The sequence below is a fragment of the Cryobacterium sp. Y62 genome, from assembly GCF_002929785.1.
Lineage (GTDB): Bacteria > Actinomycetota > Actinomycetes > Actinomycetales > Microbacteriaceae > Cryobacterium.
On the sequence record NZ_PJJK01000110.1, the window covers coordinates 87029 to 103703 of the forward strand.

General features: G+C 64.4%; 16 protein-coding genes. 9 read left to right on the top strand and 7 right to left on the bottom strand.

Going from position 1 to position 16675, the window contains the following annotated elements:
• Positions 1-77 precede the first annotated feature (77 nt).
• Positions 78-1124: an endonuclease/exonuclease/phosphatase family protein gene (locus CXY71_RS11925; protein ID WP_104135821.1), complete on the top strand. Its 1047-nt coding sequence runs from the start codon at positions 78-80 to the stop codon at positions 1122-1124.
• 87 nt (positions 1125-1211) lie between these two features.
• The gene (locus tag CXY71_RS11930) at positions 1212-2756 is read left to right on the top strand and encodes an aminopeptidase P family protein (protein WP_104135822.1); all 1545 of its coding nucleotides are present in this window, start codon (positions 1212-1214) and stop codon (positions 2754-2756) included.
• 71 nt (positions 2757-2827) lie between these two features.
• Here CXY71_RS11930 and CXY71_RS11935 read toward each other — a convergent pair whose 3' ends face one another.
• Both CXY71_RS11935 and CXY71_RS11940 read right to left on the bottom strand, forming a co-directional pair.
• Positions 2828-3406, bottom strand: a complete 579-nt coding sequence (locus CXY71_RS11935) for a general stress protein (RefSeq protein WP_104135823.1) — start codon at positions 3404-3406, stop codon at positions 2828-2830.
• Between the two features lie 47 nt (positions 3407-3453).
• Positions 3454-3981, bottom strand: coding sequence for a hypothetical protein (locus tag CXY71_RS11940; RefSeq protein WP_146072815.1), 528 nt, complete (start codon positions 3979-3981; stop codon positions 3454-3456).
• A gap of 264 nt (positions 3982-4245) precedes the next feature.
• Between CXY71_RS11940 and CXY71_RS11945 the strand changes: the two genes are divergently transcribed.
• From CXY71_RS11945 to CXY71_RS11955, 3 genes are read left to right on the top strand one after another with little or no spacing between them, the layout of a single operon-like run.
• Positions 4246-5577 (top strand): CBS domain-containing protein, encoded by a 1332-nt coding sequence (locus tag CXY71_RS11945; RefSeq protein ID WP_104135841.1) that lies wholly within the window; start codon positions 4246-4248, stop codon positions 5575-5577.
• Entirely contained in the window at positions 5564-6106 is a 543-nt protein-coding gene (locus CXY71_RS11950) for a DUF1003 domain-containing protein (protein WP_104135825.1), read from the top strand. Before CXY71_RS11945 ends, CXY71_RS11950 begins: the two co-directional genes overlap by 14 nt.
• Positions 6103-7269, top strand: coding sequence for an Mrp/NBP35 family ATP-binding protein (locus CXY71_RS11955; protein WP_104135826.1), 1167 nt, complete (start codon positions 6103-6105; stop codon positions 7267-7269). The genes CXY71_RS11950 and CXY71_RS11955 overlap by 4 nt, the downstream gene beginning before the upstream one ends.
• 42 nt (positions 7270-7311) lie before the next feature.
• Here CXY71_RS11955 and ppk2 read toward each other — a convergent pair whose 3' ends face one another.
• Both ppk2 and CXY71_RS11965 read right to left on the bottom strand, forming a co-directional pair.
• Complete coding sequence (gene ppk2, locus CXY71_RS11960) at positions 7312-8133, bottom strand: polyphosphate kinase 2 (protein WP_199184289.1); 822 nt, start codon at positions 8131-8133, stop codon at positions 7312-7314.
• 17 nt (positions 8134-8150) lie between these two features.
• Positions 8151-8540, bottom strand: coding sequence for a sec-independent translocase (locus CXY71_RS11965; RefSeq protein WP_104135827.1), 390 nt, complete (start codon positions 8538-8540; stop codon positions 8151-8153).
• An 87-nt stretch (positions 8541-8627) separates the two neighbouring features.
• Between CXY71_RS11965 and CXY71_RS11970 the strand changes: the two genes are divergently transcribed.
• A complete protein-coding gene (locus tag CXY71_RS11970) occupies positions 8628-9260 on the top strand; it encodes an O-methyltransferase (RefSeq protein ID WP_104135828.1) in 633 nt (210 codons plus the stop codon).
• Between the two features lie 67 nt (positions 9261-9327).
• On the opposite strand, the gene CXY71_RS11975 is transcribed toward CXY71_RS11970, so the two are convergent.
• The 3 genes from CXY71_RS11975 to dapE form a co-directional block, all read right to left on the bottom strand.
• Positions 9328-9504, bottom strand: coding sequence for a DUF3117 domain-containing protein (locus tag CXY71_RS11975; protein WP_092108645.1), 177 nt, complete (start codon positions 9502-9504; stop codon positions 9328-9330).
• Positions 9505-9585: 81 nt separating this feature from the next.
• Positions 9586-10863, bottom strand: coding sequence for a hypothetical protein (locus CXY71_RS11980; protein WP_233204608.1), 1278 nt, complete (start codon positions 10861-10863; stop codon positions 9586-9588).
• Positions 10864-10878: 15 nt separating this feature from the next.
• Positions 10879-11991 (bottom strand): succinyl-diaminopimelate desuccinylase, encoded by a 1113-nt coding sequence (gene dapE, locus CXY71_RS11985; RefSeq protein WP_104135829.1) that lies wholly within the window; start codon positions 11989-11991, stop codon positions 10879-10881.
• 17 nt (positions 11992-12008) lie between these two features.
• On the opposite strand from dapE, the gene dapD reads away from it, so the two are divergent.
• The 3 genes from dapD to CXY71_RS12000 all read left to right on the top strand — a co-directional run bounded on the left by dapD (position 12009) and on the right by CXY71_RS12000 (position 16384).
• Entirely contained in the window at positions 12009-12992 is a 984-nt protein-coding gene (dapD, locus tag CXY71_RS11990; RefSeq protein WP_104135830.1) for a 2,3,4,5-tetrahydropyridine-2,6-dicarboxylate N-succinyltransferase, read from the top strand.
• A gap of 67 nt (positions 12993-13059) precedes the next feature.
• Positions 13060-15705: a penicillin acylase family protein gene (locus CXY71_RS11995; RefSeq protein ID WP_104135831.1), complete on the top strand. Its 2646-nt coding sequence runs from the start codon at positions 13060-13062 to the stop codon at positions 15703-15705.
• A 160-nt stretch (positions 15706-15865) separates the two neighbouring features.
• Positions 15866-16384, top strand: coding sequence for a hypothetical protein (locus CXY71_RS12000; protein ID WP_146072816.1), 519 nt, complete (start codon positions 15866-15868; stop codon positions 16382-16384).
• Positions 16385-16675 lie beyond the last annotated feature (291 nt).

Below are 16675 nucleotides of genomic sequence, written 5' to 3' on the forward strand. Positions count from 1 at the left end.
AGTTGGACACCTGCGCCCGTTCACCACCGCCCACGGCACGAGTTATTCCCCAGAATACTGATCTAGGGTTCAGAATAATGTTCACCAGACTCCTTCGGGCACTGATTCTGATCGGTGCCGCCGTCATCCTGCTGGTCGTGACCTGGCCGCAAGCGTTCGGCTTGCATAACAGCTGGGTCGTCGCCCATCTGGTCTCCTTTCGCGCCGTGGCCGTCATCGGCACGGTCGTCGGGCTCGTTCTGCTCGCCGTACTGCGGTTCATTCTTCCGCACCGTCGAACATTGGGAGTGGCCATGGTGCTGCTCGCCCTGTTCGGTATCGCCAGCGTCGGCGTTCTGGCCTCCCGCGGTTTCTCGACGACGGTATCGCCCACCGAGGGTCTGGTCAGCGCCGAAGCGGATGCCGACTCCGTCACCGTGCTCAGTTGGAACACGCTCGGAGACGCTCCCGGTGCCGCGGTCATCGCCGCGCAAGCGCTGGCCCACAACGCCGATGTCGTGACCCTGCCCGAAACGACGAAGGAGACCGGCATTCTGATCGCCGAAGCGATGCGCGACGCTGGCCGCCCTATGTGGGTACACACCCTGGCCTTCGATCTGGTCTCCAAGGCCCGCTCCACCACCGTGCTGATCAGCCCCGACCTGGGCGCCTACGCGGTCACCAACGCGGCCGGGTCCGGGCCGCCCGGCAACACCAACGTGCTGCCGACCGTCGTGGCCGAACCGGTCGATGGTTCCGGCCCCACCATTGTGGCGGTGCATGCCGTTGCGCCGATTCAGTATGAGATGTCGAACTGGCGCAGCGATCTGGACTGGCTCGCTACCCAGTGCCAGGGCGACGACGTGATCATGGCGGGCGACTTCAATTCCACGCTCGACCATATGGCGGACCGCGCGAGCGGCGGCGACTCGGTGCTCGGCAACTGCTCGGATGCGGCGCTGTCCGTCGGTGCAGCATCCGTCGGCACCTGGCCGACCGCGTTGCCCGCGCTGCTCGGCAGCCCGATCGATCACGTGATGGCCACCCCCAACTGGCGGGTTTCCGGCCTGCAGGTGATCGAGTCGCTCGACGAGGCCGGAAGCGATCACCGACCGATCGTAGCGACACTGACGCCGGCCAGATAATTTCGGACAATCACGCAGGATCCACTTATCGCAGCATCTGCAGCACCAGATCGGGGGCTGTCCAGAGTGCGGTGCGAGAATGGGGGAATGGCTGATACTACTGCTCCCGCATTTATTCCTGCCGCGCGTTCGAACGAAAACCGTTCGACCACTCCGGGGTCTACCGGCTTCAAAGCTTTCATCGCGAGCGGGTGGGCCGAACGCACCGACGTTCTGCCCCCAGCCCGCGAGCAGGCGCCGTTCGCCGCCGAACGTCGCGCTCGGCTGTCCGCGCAGTACCCGGGCCAGCGCCTGATCATTCCGGCCGGCCGCCTCAAGCAGCGCTCCAACGACACCGACTACGCTTTCCGCGCCCACTCGGCCTTCTCCCACCTCACGGGCTGGGGCAGCGACAGTGAACCCGGCGCCGTGCTCGTGCTGGAACCGGCGGCCGCCGGCGGCCACGACGCTGCCCTGTACTTTCGCGAGCGGGCCGGTCGTGACTCCGACGAGTTCTACGCCAACCCCGACATCGGCGAATTCTGGATCGGACCGCGTCCATCCGTCGCCCAGGTCGCCAGCGACCTCTCCCTTGAGGTGCGCGGCATCGCCGAGCTCGCCGCCGTGCTGAAGGTCATCGATAGCGAAACCCTCGTGCTGCGTGAAGCCGACCCGAACTTCACCGAGCAGGTCGACGAAGCCCGTCTGCGTTTCGCCGCCGAGCGGGTGCTCAGCAGCAACGCCACCGATTCACCGTTCAGCATCGAAATCAACGCCGAACACGAACCCGACGCCGGTCTGGCCCTCGGCCTCTCCGAACTTCGCCTCGTGAAAGACGCCTTCGAAATTGCGCAGATGCGCCTGGCCATCGCGGCCACCTCGCGCGGCTTCAACGATGTCATTGCCGACCTTCCACGGTCGAGCGTGCACGCGCGTGGAGAGCGCCTGGTAGAAGGCGTGTTCAACACCCGCGCTCGCAGCGACGGCAACACGGTCGGCTACGACACTATTGCCGCCTCCGGCCCGCACGCCTGTATTCTGCACTGGACCCGCAACGACGGCGTCGTAGCTCCCGGCGACCTGATTCTCATCGACGCCGGCGTCGAACTCGACAGCTACTACACCGCCGACATCACGCGTACCCTCCCAGTGAATGGTGTCTACAGCGACGTACAGCGCCAGGTCTACGAAACCGTGCGCGAGGCAGCGGATGCCGCTCTGGCCGTCGTTCGCCCCGGCGCCATCTTTCGCGACGTGCACGCCGCCGCGATGCAGGTCATCGCGAAGCGCACCGCTGAGTGGGGAATGCTCCCGGTCACCGCGGAGGAGGCCCTGCTTCCGGACAACGGCCAGCACCGCCGCTACATGGTGCACGGTACCAGCCACCACCTCGGCATCGACGTGCACGACTGCGCGCAGGCGCGCCGGGATATGTATATGGACGGCGTGCTCGAACCGGGCATGGTCTTCACGATCGAACCCGGGCTGTACTTTCAGCCCGACGACCTCACCGTTCCGGCTGAATTCCGCGGCATCGGCGTGCGCATCGAAGACGACATTCTGGTGACCGCGACGGGTGCCGAGAACCTCTCAGCAGCGATCCCCCGCACCGCGAGTGAAGTAGAGGCCTGGATCGCCAAAGCCCAGCGCTAACAGGTTCGCTAGAGCGGGATAATGTTTGCTTCAGCCCTGCCGAAGCAAACATTTTCCCGCTCTAGCGTGAGTTAGTTGGGGGTGGGTGGATCCACGGGTGGGGTCACGGGTGGGGTCGCCGGTGGGGTCACCGTGGGTACCACGGGTGCTGGCTCGGCCTGGCGGAAGCCCGCGAGCAGGTTGCGGGCCCGGTTGACCAGCTCAACGTCGACAATGATCTGGTAGTTGGTCGCGATGACCTGCATGGTCGAGGTAAAGTCGCGGCGGCGGCGGTTGATCGCGTAGCTCGTAATGCCGAGTAGCATGCCGAAACCGGCACCCATGATCAGGGCGGCGAAGACGAACGGCAGGCTCGATCCGGTCGGCGAGAACAAAAAGAATAGAATCCCGAAGAAGATTCCCAACCAGGCACCGGATGCCGCGCCAGCGAGCGCGACCCGGCCGTAGGTGAGTTTGCCGGTCACGCGCTCGACACTCTTGAGGTCGTTGCCGACGATCGCCAGCTGCTTCACCGGAAAGTCCGCCTTGGCGAGCGCGTCGACCGCGCTCTGCGCATCGGCATAGGTGCTGTACGTCCCGAGCACCTCGCCGCGCGGCAACACGGGAGGCAAAACTGGGCGACGCCGGGGAAACAGACTCTGGTTGCTCATAGCATCATTCTTTCACGCAGACCTGTTGACCTGCCTGAGCGCGCACCTCAGGTTATCCATTCAATGGACTCGGCGAACGTCTCCTCACCGTCGTCGTCATCAAAGACATTGGCCACCATGTGGGTGACGAAGAGCGCAAAGCCCAGAGCAATGTCGTTGAAGAGCTTGCGGTCGAACGGACCATACCACGAGACACCTCCCGGGCTCTCGGGGTCCAGGTCGAGCCGGGTGATGGCGAAGTCCCCCTCCAGGGAGAGGATAACGATGCGGAGTGAGCGAAACGGCGCTTTTCCGCCGATCAGGTCGCCGAGGCCCCGTGCTTCCTCAGCGTTGAGTGCCAAGAGATGGGACAGCGAGACGGCATTGTCTGCGGTGCGATCGGTTGCGACCGCAAATTTCAGGTAGCTCATCCGGTCGCCGGAGACCAGGTGGATGGATTCGGCCTTGATCGATAATTGCCGATAGGCGACGATGTCGTGCGCTGCGTTCAGGAGGCCGGTGAGAGCCCGGCCGGCGGCGGCGCTGTCGCCGACTTTGCTGTAGTCGGGTGCGACTGCGCTCCAGATCAATTGCACGGCTCGCCTTGCCGCAGGAATGCCGCCCTTCGCCAGAAAGCTCAACGCTCGCCCTGCGCCCGGAAAGCGGGCCCGGCCGAGCACCGTGCAGCGACCGTTTCTACCAGCCTTCGACGGAAATCATGGACAAGTTTGCAAACGGTCATGAGCGCAACCCTATTCCGTGCCAGCAATTCGTGCCTGGCCGCCATTGTCGGGCTAGTAGCCGACACGGGGAAGTCGTGCCGGGCCGCCAATGTCGCACCAGTGGCCTACATTTATATTGTGAGTTCCACAAGAGTTTTTGTCGCCCGACTGGCCGGGTGCACCGTTTTCGACCCCGCGGGCGACCGCGTGGGCAAGGTGCGCGATGTTCTTGTGGTGTATCGAAAAAATGACCCGCCCAGCGTCGTCGGATTGATCGTGGAGATCCCCGGTAAACGACGCGTGTTCGTGTCAATCAACCGGGTCACCAGCATCGGCAGCGGCCAGATCATCACGACCGGCCTCATCAATGTGCGCCGCTATGAGCAGCGCGGCGGCGAGGTGCGCGTCATCGCCGAACTTCTCGGCCGCAAGGTGCTCTTCACTGACGGCTCGGGCGAAGCCACCATTGAAGACGTCGCGATCAAGGAGGGTACGGAGGCCGACTGGGCGATCAGCCAGCTCTTCGTGCGTCGCCCAAAGACCAGCGCCTCCCCCTTTGTCAAGGGCATCACGACCTTCGCAACCTGGGCCGAGGTCCGCGAGAAAGAGACCGAAGGCCAGGCGCAGTCCGCCGAACACCTCATCGCGACCTATTCCGATTTGAAACCGGCCGACCTCGCCAATACCCTGCTCGATCTGCCGCGCGAGCGCATGTTCGAGGTGGCCGGTGAGCTGCCCGACGATCGCCTCGCCGACGTGCTCGAGGAAATGCCCGAGACCGATCAGGTCGGCATTCTGACCAGCCTCGGCGATGCCCGCGCCGCCGATGTGCTTGATCAGATGCAGCCCGACGATGCGGCCGACCTGATCGCCCAGCTGCCCGAGGAGCGTGGCGAGCAGCTGCTCGACCTGATGGAGCCCGAAGAAGCCGAAGACGTGCGGTTTCTGCTCTCCTACGCCCCCGACACGGCCGGCGGCCTCATGACGACCGAGCCGATTATTGTCTCGGCCGATGCCACCGTCGCCGAAGGGCTCGCGCGCATCCGTCGTCACGATCTTGCCCCAGCACTCGGCGCGGCGATCTGCGTGACTCTGCCCCCCTACGAAGCACCCACTGGTCGTTTTCTGGGCATGGTCCATTTTCAGCGGATGCTGCGCTACCCACCCCACGAGCGGCTCGGCACGCTGCTCGACGCGGGTCTGGATCCGGTGACCGCCGACACGTCGGCCGCCGAAGTCAGCCGTATTCTGGCGAGCTACGACCTCGTATCGGTGCCCGTGGTCGATGAGAACTACCGACTGGTCGGGGTGGTGACGATTGATGACGTGCTCGACTACTTGCTGCCCGACGACTGGCGCAGCCATGACGGTAATGACGACGTGCGTCGACGCGCCGCCGCCCGCAGCGAGATAAGAACCGGCAGTATCCCGCTACCCGGAGCGCAAAGGACGACTCGTGGCCCGCAATAATCGTGCCGACCTGCGCCTCGATGCGCCCAAAGGATTGCGAACCGGCAACCTCGTGGGTCTCGGGCGCAACGGCGGCCACAGCCGGGACCGGTTCGGCCGCTTCACCGAGGCCATCGCCCGCGGCATGGGAACCCCGTGGTTTCTGCTCGGGCTCACCCTGTTCGCCGTCGCCTGGATCTCCTGGAACACTCTGGCGCCGGTGGCGTGGCGCTTCGACTCGGTCGCCCTCGGCTTCATCGCGCTCACCCTCGTGCTGTCCATGCAGGCGTCCTATGCTGCTCCGATGATTCTGCTCGCGCAGAACCGGCAGGACGACCGCGACCGGGTGCAGTTCGAACAAGACCGTCAGCGGGCCGAACGCACCCTCGCCGATACCGAATACCTCGCCCGCGAGGTTGTGGCGCTGCGCATCGCCATCAAGGACATGGCGTCGAAGGACTTCATTCGCGCGGAACTGCGCGCGTTGCTTGAGCATTTGGACGAACGCACAGACCCAGACAGCACCAAGGAAAGCCGCCCCACCGTATGACTCTTGATCCACTGATTTCAACGAACGATAGCATCCGCTCCCGCGTCTTCATCGCCCTGGCCCGGGTGACCGACCCCGAGATTCGCAAGCCCATCACCGACCTCGACATGGTGTCCGGGGTGACGGTGAGCGACGACGGGCAGGTGAACGTCGGCATCCGCTTGACCATTGCCGGTTGTCCGGCCGCTGTGCGGATCGAGAGCGACGTTCTCGCCGCCGCCGAGTCGGTATGCGGACCGGGGCGCGCGAGCGTCGAGGTCGCGATCATGACCCGCGAGCAACGCACCGCACTGACTGAGAAACTGCGCGGCGGCCAGGTAGCACGCAGCGTGCAGTTCGGCCCGGAGTCGCTCACCCGCGTCTATGCGATCACGAGCGGTAAGGGCGGCGTCGGCAAGTCCACCGTCACCGCGAACCTGGCTGTTGCGCTCGCCGGCGAAGGCCTGCGAGTGGGAATCGTAGACGCCGACGTGCACGGTTTCAGTATTCCCGGTCTGCTCGGCCTGGTGCACGACGGCCTCGCAGTCAAACCGACCCAGGTCGGCGACATGATTTTGCCACCGATCGCGCACGACGTGAAGGTCATCTCGATAGGCATGTTCATCGACGACGCGTCGGCCGCGGTCGCCTGGCGCGGACCGATGCTGCACCGCACGATCAAACAGTTCCTGACCGACGTGTACTTCGGCGACCTCGACGTGCTGCTGCTCGATCTTCCACCGGGCACCGGCGACGTCGCCATCACGGTCGGCCAGCTGCTCCCCCACGCCGAGGTCATCGTTGTGACCACGCCACAGTCCGCGGCGGCGGACGTGGCCGAGCGCAGCGGAATCGTTGCCCGCCAGACGGGGCAGAGCGTCTACGGCGTGATCGAGAACATGTCGGCGATGGTGCAGCCCGACGGTAGCCTGCTCGAGCTGTTCGGTTCAGGCGGCGGCGCTGAGGTCGCCACGCGCCTCTCCGTCGGCCAAGATGTTTCAGTGCCGGTGCTAGCGGAGGTTCCGCTGAGCCTGGCCTTGCGCAGCGGCGGTGATGCCGGACTCCCTGTTGTGCTCGGCGCGCCCGACGACCCGGCCGCTCGCGTCATTCTGGAGCTCGCGCACCGCATGAAAACGCGGGCACGCGGGCTGGCGGGCCGCAGTCTGGGCCTCACGCCGCAATAGCCGACTCGGCGGAACCGCCCGGGGAAACCGCCCTGCGGAGCCTTATTCCTTCGGCTTCACCAACGTCGCCGCATGGTCGGGAATCTGATGGTTCTCCTCCCGCGGCGGCCGTTCATAGTCCGAAGCCGGTGGTCTGGGCGGAATGTGCACCTTCGGCGGGTCCGTTTTCTCGTAGGGCACGAGCGAGAGCAGATGGCTGATCACGTTCAACCGACTGGCCCGCTTGTCCTCACTCTCGACCACCCACCAGGGCGCTTCGGCGATGTCGGTGTGCACGAACATCTCGTCCTTAGCCTTGGAATACTCGACCCACTTGGTGATCGACAACACATCCGTTTCGGAGAGCTTCCAACGCCGCATCGGGTCCTTCTGCCGGGAGCGAAACCGTCGTTCCTGCTCCAGGTCAGACACCGAGAACCAGTACTTGACCAGCAGAATTCCATCTTCGACGAGCATCCGTTCTAACAGGGGTGTCTGGTGCAGAAACCGGCGATATTCGTCGGAGCTGCAGTAGCCCATCACCCGCTCGACGCCGGCCCGGTTGTACCAGGATCGGTCCATCAGCACGATTTCACCGGTCGAAGGAAGGTGCTCGAGATACCGCTGAAAATACCACTGGCCGCGCTGGCGCTCGGTCGGCATCGGCAGGGCGACGATGCGAGCGACCCGAGGGTTGAGGTATTCGGTGATGCGCTTGATCGCCGAACCCTTGCCGGCGGCATCGCGGCCCTCGAAGATCACCACAACGCGGGCACCGGACGCCTTCACCCACTGCTGCATCGTGACCAGTTCGGCCTGCAGCCGGGCCAGTTCGGCCTCGTAGACAGACTTTTTCACTCGTTTGGGCTGCTTCGACTCGGTCATCCGTTCTCCTTAGAGCGTTAGGTGGCCTCAGAGTCGAACGGGGCCGGCTCGAGCGCGGTCAGGGCGGCTTCCCTGGCACGTTTGCGTTTCAGATAGGCGCCGTCTGGGTTGGGCTCGGCCCGGGAAATCGACGCGGATTGCTCCTTGACCGGGTCTTCATCGGCGAGGGCTTCTCGAATGATGCGTCGCGGGTCATACTGCCGCGGGTCGAGTTTTTTCCAGTCCAGATCGTCGAACTCCGGGCCCATCTCGTCACGCATGCGATCTTTGGCACCGTTGGCCATGTCGCGCAGCTGGCGCACGAGGCGAGCGAGTTGGGCGGCATAGTGCGGCAATTTGTCGGGACCGAGCAAGAAGACAGCGATGATCCCGATCAGCAGAATCTTCTCGAATGTCAGCCCAAACATGTCCCTAGAATATCTGCCCGGCGGGGCATCCATGGACCATGCCCACCTCGGCCCTAGTCTTGAGCTAATCATCTACTGGAGTTATTTGTGTCTGACATTGAATTGAACTGGAAGTTCTCCGACGACTGTGTCGTCGAATCCGAAGCCATCTCGCGCGCACGTCAACAATCCCTCGAACTCGGAATCGACGCGATTGCACCCTCGGTGGGCGCACAATCCGCCGTGATCGCCGCCACCACCGGGGCGCGCAGCATCCTCGAGGTCGGTACCGGGGCCGGAGTATCGGGGATCTGGCTGCTCACTGGCGCGCCCGGCGCCACCCTGACCTCGATCGATACCGAGGTCGATCATCTGCAGCACGCCAAGGCCAATTTCACCGAGGCGAAGATTCCGGCCAACCGGGTTCGCCTGATCACCGGGAAGGCCGGCGAGGTGCTGCCCCGCATGAACGAAAATTCTTACGATATTGTGTTCGTGGACGCCGACCCGCAGTCGGTCATCGAATACGTCGAACATGGCCTGCGCCTGGCCCGCCCGGGCGGAACCGTACTCGTGGCGCATGCCCTGTGGCGCGGACGCGTCGCCGACCCCGCGCAGCGCGACGACGTCGCCACCGGTTTCCGCACGCTGCTGACCGAGATCGCCGGGTCGAGCGCCGTGATCAGCGCGCTCTCCCCCGTCGGCGACGGACTGCTGCAGATCACCAAGCTCAACGCTTAACCTCCCATACATAAAAAGAACGGCTGCGCGAGCAGCCGTTCTTTTTATGTTCTGTACTCGAAAAACGCTACTTCGCCGCAGCGACAACCCCTGCGAGTGCATCGTGAAGTTCCTTGGCCTCGGCGTCGTTGACTGAGACAACGAGCCGACCCCCACCTTCGAGCGGTACACGCACGATGATCAGGCGCCCCTCTTTTACCGCCTCCATTGGACCGTCTCCGGTCCGTGGTTTCATGGCCGCCATGAACTCCCCTTCCATTCGTCTTTGTATACCCATTATCGACTATCTCGGCCCGAGACGTAAATTAGGGCCCTTCGCGGTCGTTTAAGGCGGCGTCCAGTCGTAGCCGTCCACTCCCCAGCAGATCAGCAGCCAGCCCCACTGCCCGGCCGCGCAGACCAAAACGATCGCCACGCGATAGGCCCGGTTACGCGGCATCGCGGCCGCGCCGAGCAGCGGAAACATCGGCATGAGCAGCCGAAAAGTGCTCGACTGGGGAAAAAACACCGCGAGCAGGTACAGAGCGTAGCTCGCCAGCCACAGCCGCAGGTCAACGCCGAGACGCCGTACAGCGGGTGTGAAGAGCAGCAGGGCGAAGGCCAGAATCAGCGCGGTCACCACGACGATGCCCAACGGGCTGCCGAGCCACCAGACGCCGCTCTGGAACCAGGCCGTGAACGGCACGAGCTCCTGATAGCCGATGTAGGGTGCTCGCCAAGCGAGTTCCGTGTCGGTATAGGCCATCAGGTCGCCGGTTACCGCCCAGGCAGCGAGCGGCCAGACCAACCCCAGCAGCGCACTGAACAGGGTAACGGATGCCGCCAGCATCCGTTCTCGAGGCGCAAAAGGGTCACGCCCGCGCGTGACGAACCGATAGATCACGTGCAGCCCGAGCGCGAGCGCGAAGGCCAGCCCGCTCGGCCGGGTCAGGGCCATCACCGCGATCACCGGAAACAGCAGCCAATAGTGGCGTTCGAGCAGCAGGTAGAGCGCGAGGGTCAGAAAGAAAAGGTACATCGACTCGGCGTAGGCGAACTGCAACAGGGGCGACAGCGGGGCGACACAGAACAGCACGACCGCGAACAGGGCCGTGGCCGGCGACTGAACCCGGGCCATCAGCCGGTAGAACAGCAGGGCGGTGCCGAGGCTGAAGACGACCGAGACGAACACCGCCACCGGCGCCCAGGTGAACCCGGTCAGTTCCATCAGCAGTCGCGCCAGTACCGGGTATCCCGGCATGAACGCCCAAGCATTCTCACCGACCTGACCGGTCTCGGTTACGGGCAGCACACTCGGGTAGCCGACAACAGCGACGATGTTGTACCAGTTGCCGTCCCACATATTGGCAAAGTCGGTGTATTTCGGGCTCGCGCCGGTCCACGCGTTGGGGCCCTGCACGCTCGCCAGAATAACGACAAGGCTCGTCGTGACCACGTGCGACAGCGCCCAGACCGCGATCACCTTGCCCCACCACGGAGTCAGCCGATAGCGGGCGTGCCAGGTGGCGGGTATCAGGTGGGCGGGCGGGCGGTGGAAGTGTGGGCGGTGGAAGTGTGGGCGGCGGGTGGCCTGGCTGCGGGAGCGCAGCATCCGCTCAGTCATTGTTCTGTCGCTGCGTTAGCGAACGGATGCGCTCAGCCAGGCGCGCAGACCGCTCTCGCAGGCCGTGATCTCTTCTACGGCCACGCGCTCGTCATCGGCGTGCGCCTTGAGCGGGTCACCGGGCCCGTAGTTGACGGCCGGAACTCCGAGGGCCGAGAAGCGAGCGACATCGGTCCAACCGTATTTGGGCCTGGCGATACCGCCGACGGCGGCGAGGAATTCGCGGGCGAGCGGGGCGTCGAGGCCGGGCCGGGCGCCCTCGGCACGGTCCACGACCGTTAGGTCGTAGCCGGCGAACAACTCGCGCAGATGAGCGACAGCCTCATCGCCGCTGCGGCTCGGAGCGAAGCGGTAGTTGACGTGTACCATGCACTCGTCCGGGATGACATTGCCGGCGACGCCGCCGGTGATGCCGACCGCGTTGAGTCCCTCGCGGTAGACGAGGCCTTCGACCTCGACCTCGCGGGCCTGATACCCGGCCAAAATGTTCAGAATGGCTGCAGCCTTGTGGATGGCGTTCTCGCCGACCCAGCTGCGCGCGGAGTGCGAGCGCAGTCCGAAACAGCGAATCTCGACCCGCAGGTTGCCGTTGCAGCCGCCCTCGATCTGGCTCTTGGTCGGTTCGCCGAGAATGGCGAAATCGCCCTTGAACAGGTCGGGCCGGTTACGGGCCAGACGGCCGAGGCCGTTGAGTTCGTCGGAGACTTCTTCGTGGTCGTACCACATCCAGGTCACGTCGACGCCGGGGGCGCTCAGTTCGGCGGCGAGCTTGAGTTGCACGGCGACGCCGGCCTTCATGTCGGTGGTGCCGCGGCCCCACAGGTAGTCGACGCCGTCGATGGTCTCGTAGCGGGTCGGCAGGTTGTCGTTGAGCGGAACGGTGTCGATGTGGCCGGCGATGACGACGCGCTGGGCACGATTCAGGTTGGTGCGAGCGACGACGGTGTCGCCATCGCGAATGATTTCGAGGTGCTCGAAGCCCTCCAGCGCGACGACGATCGCGTCGGCCAGGGCGGTCTCGTTGCCGGAGACCGACTCCATATCGCAAATTTGCCTGGTCAGTTCGACCGACGTCGCCGTCAGGTCGAGTACGGTGAGTTTCGCTGGGGCCGGAAGTCTAGAAGTCACTCTACTAACCTAGAGGTATGCCCTCCGTTCTTACCGAAAACGTCACAGCCGCACCGACCCAGGCGTGGGGGTACGGTCTCGCGACCGTCGCCACCGACGGCACCGTGCTCGACACCTGGTTTCCGTCCCCGGCGCTCGGTACACTGCCGACCGGCCGCGATCGCTGGATCGTTCCGGCCGAACTCTGTGAGGCAGCCGGCGACGACGCCCGTCGCGCGGTGCGCCTCGAAGCCGTCACCGTAGAGATCACCCTCGACGCGACCCCGGCCAACACGTCGGATGCCTATCTACGGCTACATCTGCTCTCCCACCTGCTCGTTCTGCCGAACAGCATCAACCTCGACGGCATCTTCGCGCACCTGCCCACCGTGGTCTGGACCAACGTCGGCCCCATGCTGCCGGTCGACTTCGCACGGCTTCGTCCGGCCCTGCAACGTGCCGGAATCCAGGCCAGCGGCGTCGATAAGTTCCCGCCGCTGCTCGACTACGTCGTACCGGCCAGCGTGAGAATAGCGGATGCTTCACGCGTGCGGCTCGGCGCCCACCTCGCCCCCGGTACCACCGTGATGCACGAAGGCTTCGTCAATTTCAACGCCGGAACCCTCGGCTCCTCAATGGTCGAGGGCCGTATTTCGCAGGGTGTCGTGGTCGGTGACGGCGCCGATATCGGTGGCGGGGCATCCATTATGGGAACTCTCTCCGGTGGCGGAACCCAGCGCATTTCGATCGGCGCCCGCGCCCTGCTCGGCGCCAACTCCGGCGTCGGCATCGCCATCGGCGACGACAGCGTCGTCGAGGCTGGGCTCTACGTCACAGCCGGCACCAAAGTGATTCTGGTCGGCGAGCCGGTCGGCGACGACGGCACGCGGCCGACGGTGAAGGCCGTGGAGCTCTCTGGCGTGCCCAACCTGCTCTTTCGCCGCAATTCCATCTCCGGCGCCGTCGAGGTACTCGCCCGCAGCGGCAGCGGCATCACACTGAACGCCGCGCTGCACGCGTAGCTGCTGCAGAGCGGATGTCAGCGGGTTCCGCTAGCATCCCGGTAGAGGCAACACACGAGGGAGTGATGTGGGGACCGACGCACCGCGCAGCAAGGGCCATCGCCACATTCGGCGGTTATTGATCGCGCTCGGTGTGGTGCTCAGCCTCGTTCTGGTCACGGCCGGGCTGGGCGTTTGGACGGTGACACGCTCGTTTCCGACCCTGTCCGGATCCGTCAACATCGAGGGCTTGTCGAGCACGGTAACCGTGACCCGTGACGACGCCGGAATACCTCAGATCACGGCGAAGACCGCGGCCGACCTGTTCCTGGCCGAGGGATACGTGCATGCCCAGGACCGCTTTTGGGAGATGGATTTTCGCCGGCACGTGACGAGCGGTCGACTGTCGGAGCTGTTCGGCGAGAGCCAGGTGGGCACCGACACGTTTGTGCGTACGCTCGGCTGGCGCACCGTCGCCGAACAGGAGGTAGCACTGCTCGACCCGGTCACACTCGGCTACTACCAGTCCTACGCCGACGGGGTGAACGCCTACCTCGACACCCATGACGGCGCCGATCTGTCGTTAGAGTATGCCATTTTAGGCCTGCAGAACCCTGGGTATGAGGTCGAACCGTGGACTCCGGCGGACTCGGTCGCCTGGCTCAAGGCAATGGCCTGGGACCTGCGTTCCAACCTCGATGATGAGATCGACCGAGCGCTGCTGTCGATGACGCTCACACCGAGCGAGGTGAACCAGCTGCACCCCGAGTACCCCGCGGGAACGCACCCGACCATTACCGGCAGCCAGACGGTCGTCGTTCCTTCGGCCGGGGCGCCGGATGCTGCCGAACCGACCGCTGAACCTACGTCCGAGCCGTCCGCCAGCACCAGCCTTGACTCGACCATCGAGCCAGCGTCCGTCGATTCCTACGCGGGAGCACTCACCGAGTTGCGCGCCGCGCTCTCTTCGGTTCCGGAGCTGCTCGGACCGGCCGGCGGCGAGATCGGTTCCAACTCCTGGGTCGTCGCGGGCTCTCTCACCGACACCGGCCTGCCGCTACTGGCCAACGACCCGCACCTCGGGCCGGCACTGCCCTCGGTCTGGTACCAGGTCGGGCTGCGCTGCCAGTCAATCAACGCCGACTGCCCGTTCGACGTCGCCGGGTACAGCTTCTCCGGCTTGCCGGGCGTCATCATCGGTCACACCGCGCGCATCGCCTGGGGTTTCACTAACCTCGGACCCGACGTCGCCGACCTCTATATTGAAAAAGTAACCGGCGACAGCTACGAATTCGACGGCGCGGCGAAGCCGCTTTTGCTGCGCGACGAGAAGATCTCGGTCGCCGGCGGTGACGATGTCAAGATCGAGATTCGCTCGACCGAGCACGGACCACTGCTCAGCGGATTTAAGGGCACCACTTACCAACGCATCGCCAGTGACTATCCGACAGTGGCTGAACTACCGCCGGCTTCCTCCGGGGCAGAGTCCGTCGCTGAGGCCAGCACGTATGAGCTATCCCTGCAGTGGACCGCGCTGGCACCCGGGCGAACGGCATCCGCAATTTTCGCGCTCAACCAAGCGACCGACTGGACCAGCTTTCGGGCGGCCGCAGCCCTGTTTGAGGTTCCGGCGCAGAACCTGACGTATGCCGACGTCGACGGCAATATCGGCTACCAGGCTCCCGGACTCATCCCCATTCGGGCCAGTGGAAACGGCACCCTCCCGGTGCCAGGCTGGACCAGCCAATACGGCTGGACCGGCTACATTTCCTTTGATGCGCTGCCGAGCACTTTCAATCCATCGAGCGGATACATCGTCACGGCCAATAACGCCGCCGCCGACCCGGGTTCCCCGAACCTGCTGACGGCCGACTGGGATCTCGGATATCGAGCGAACCAGATCACCGCTCGACTGCAGAACCTCATCGCGGTCGGGACTCCGCTCACCGCAGAGCTGATGAGCGACATTCAGGGCGACAACTACAGTGCGATCGCCGCGGCGCTGGTGCCACGGCTACAGGAGGTGCGCCTCACCGGTTCAGCAGCCGAGGCGCAACAGCTGCTGGATGGTTGGGACTACCAGGTAGATGCCGACAGCGCGGCGGCCGCCTACTTCAACGTGATCTGGCGTACGTTGCTGAAGGACATGTTCACCGGCAAGATCGACGACGGCGCCCATCTCACCGGTGGTGACCGGGCGTTCTCCGTGGTGACGAGCCTGCTCGGCCAGCCTGACTCGCCGTGGTGGTCCAACCCCACCTACGGCACCGTCGGCCAGGAGAGCATGTTGCGGCGGGTGATGACGAGCGCCGCCACCGAGAGTGCCGACCTGATGGGGTCTGACCCGGCTGACTGGCAGTGGGGCAGCATTCACACGCTCGACCTCAAGAACGCGAGCTTCGGCGAGTCGGGGATCGCCCCGCTGGAGTGGCTGTTCAACCGCGGACCCTACGAGCTGGCGGGCGGATCTACCGTCGTGAACGCCGTCGGGTGGGATGCCACCCAGGGCTACCAGGTCGACTGGGTACCCTCGATGCGGCAGGTGATCAGCCTGGAGGACTTCGACGACTCCACCTGGATCAATCTCACCGGGGCATCCGGTCACGCCTTCCATTCCAACTACATCGATCAGGCGCCGCTCTGGCGCGATCATGAGACGCGTCCGTGGTTGTTCACCCCGACGACTATCAAGGACGACGCGACCGACACGCTCACCCTCGAGCCCGCCGCGTAGCCTGATTCTGGTCCCAACACCAGCCTGTGGAGAACTTTGACGGGGTTGTAGCAATCCGGTCTATGGTGGCCCCATGCGAAACCCGCCGCATGGACACCCCGTGCACAGAGCTGTGCTCACCGCTGCCGTGCTTTTCCTTGCCAGTACGCTGAACGGATGCATGGCCGCTCCCGTCCCGCCCGATTCGGGTCCGCCCATCGTGGAGGCGACCGCCACTCCCAGTGCGAGTCTCCCGGCCTTCGCCTCGAACGACGAAGCTCTCGCTGCCGCGAAGGCGGCGTATACGACCTACCTTGCAGCAGGTGATACTGCCCGTGCAACGGATTCTGAATCATGGAAGGCATATTTGTCCCTTACTACAGGCACGGAACACGACGGCGCAGAGCAAGCCGGCAAGCTGATGGAGGAAAAAGGCTGGTCGTTTACCGGGGTCACCCTGTTTGATTCAATGACCATTCAATCATCCCAGACCCTGGCAGATTCCACTTGGGAGATACGCACATACCTCTGCCTAGATCTCAGCGCCTCCGACACGGTCAACGAGGCCGGTGAGTCCGTGGTCAAACACGACGATTCCCGCTCGCCGATGGTCGTCGTCTTCGTTACGCCCGACAGTAATTCCCGACAACTGCTGATTTCGGAGTCCCCAATATGGTCCGGTTCAAACTTCTGCTCATAGTCTCAGCTCTGGCGACGATGGCGCTCACAATTACGCCTACAGCACCCTCTTACGCGGATCCTGAGGACTGCACCTTTGCGCAGAAAAAGGCAGGAGTCTGCCCTACATCTCCACAGACAGGCGGTATCGCCAATGGCGAAGGAGTCGACCTCTCAGCCGAAAGCGATGAACGTTCAGTTGGCGAATCGGATAAGGCGAAGGAAGCTGGCCGCGGCTCGGCGGGCAGCCAAGTACGACCGACTATGTGCGTGAGCCACAAAACGACAACAACAGCCAGCCAATAGGTTCCGT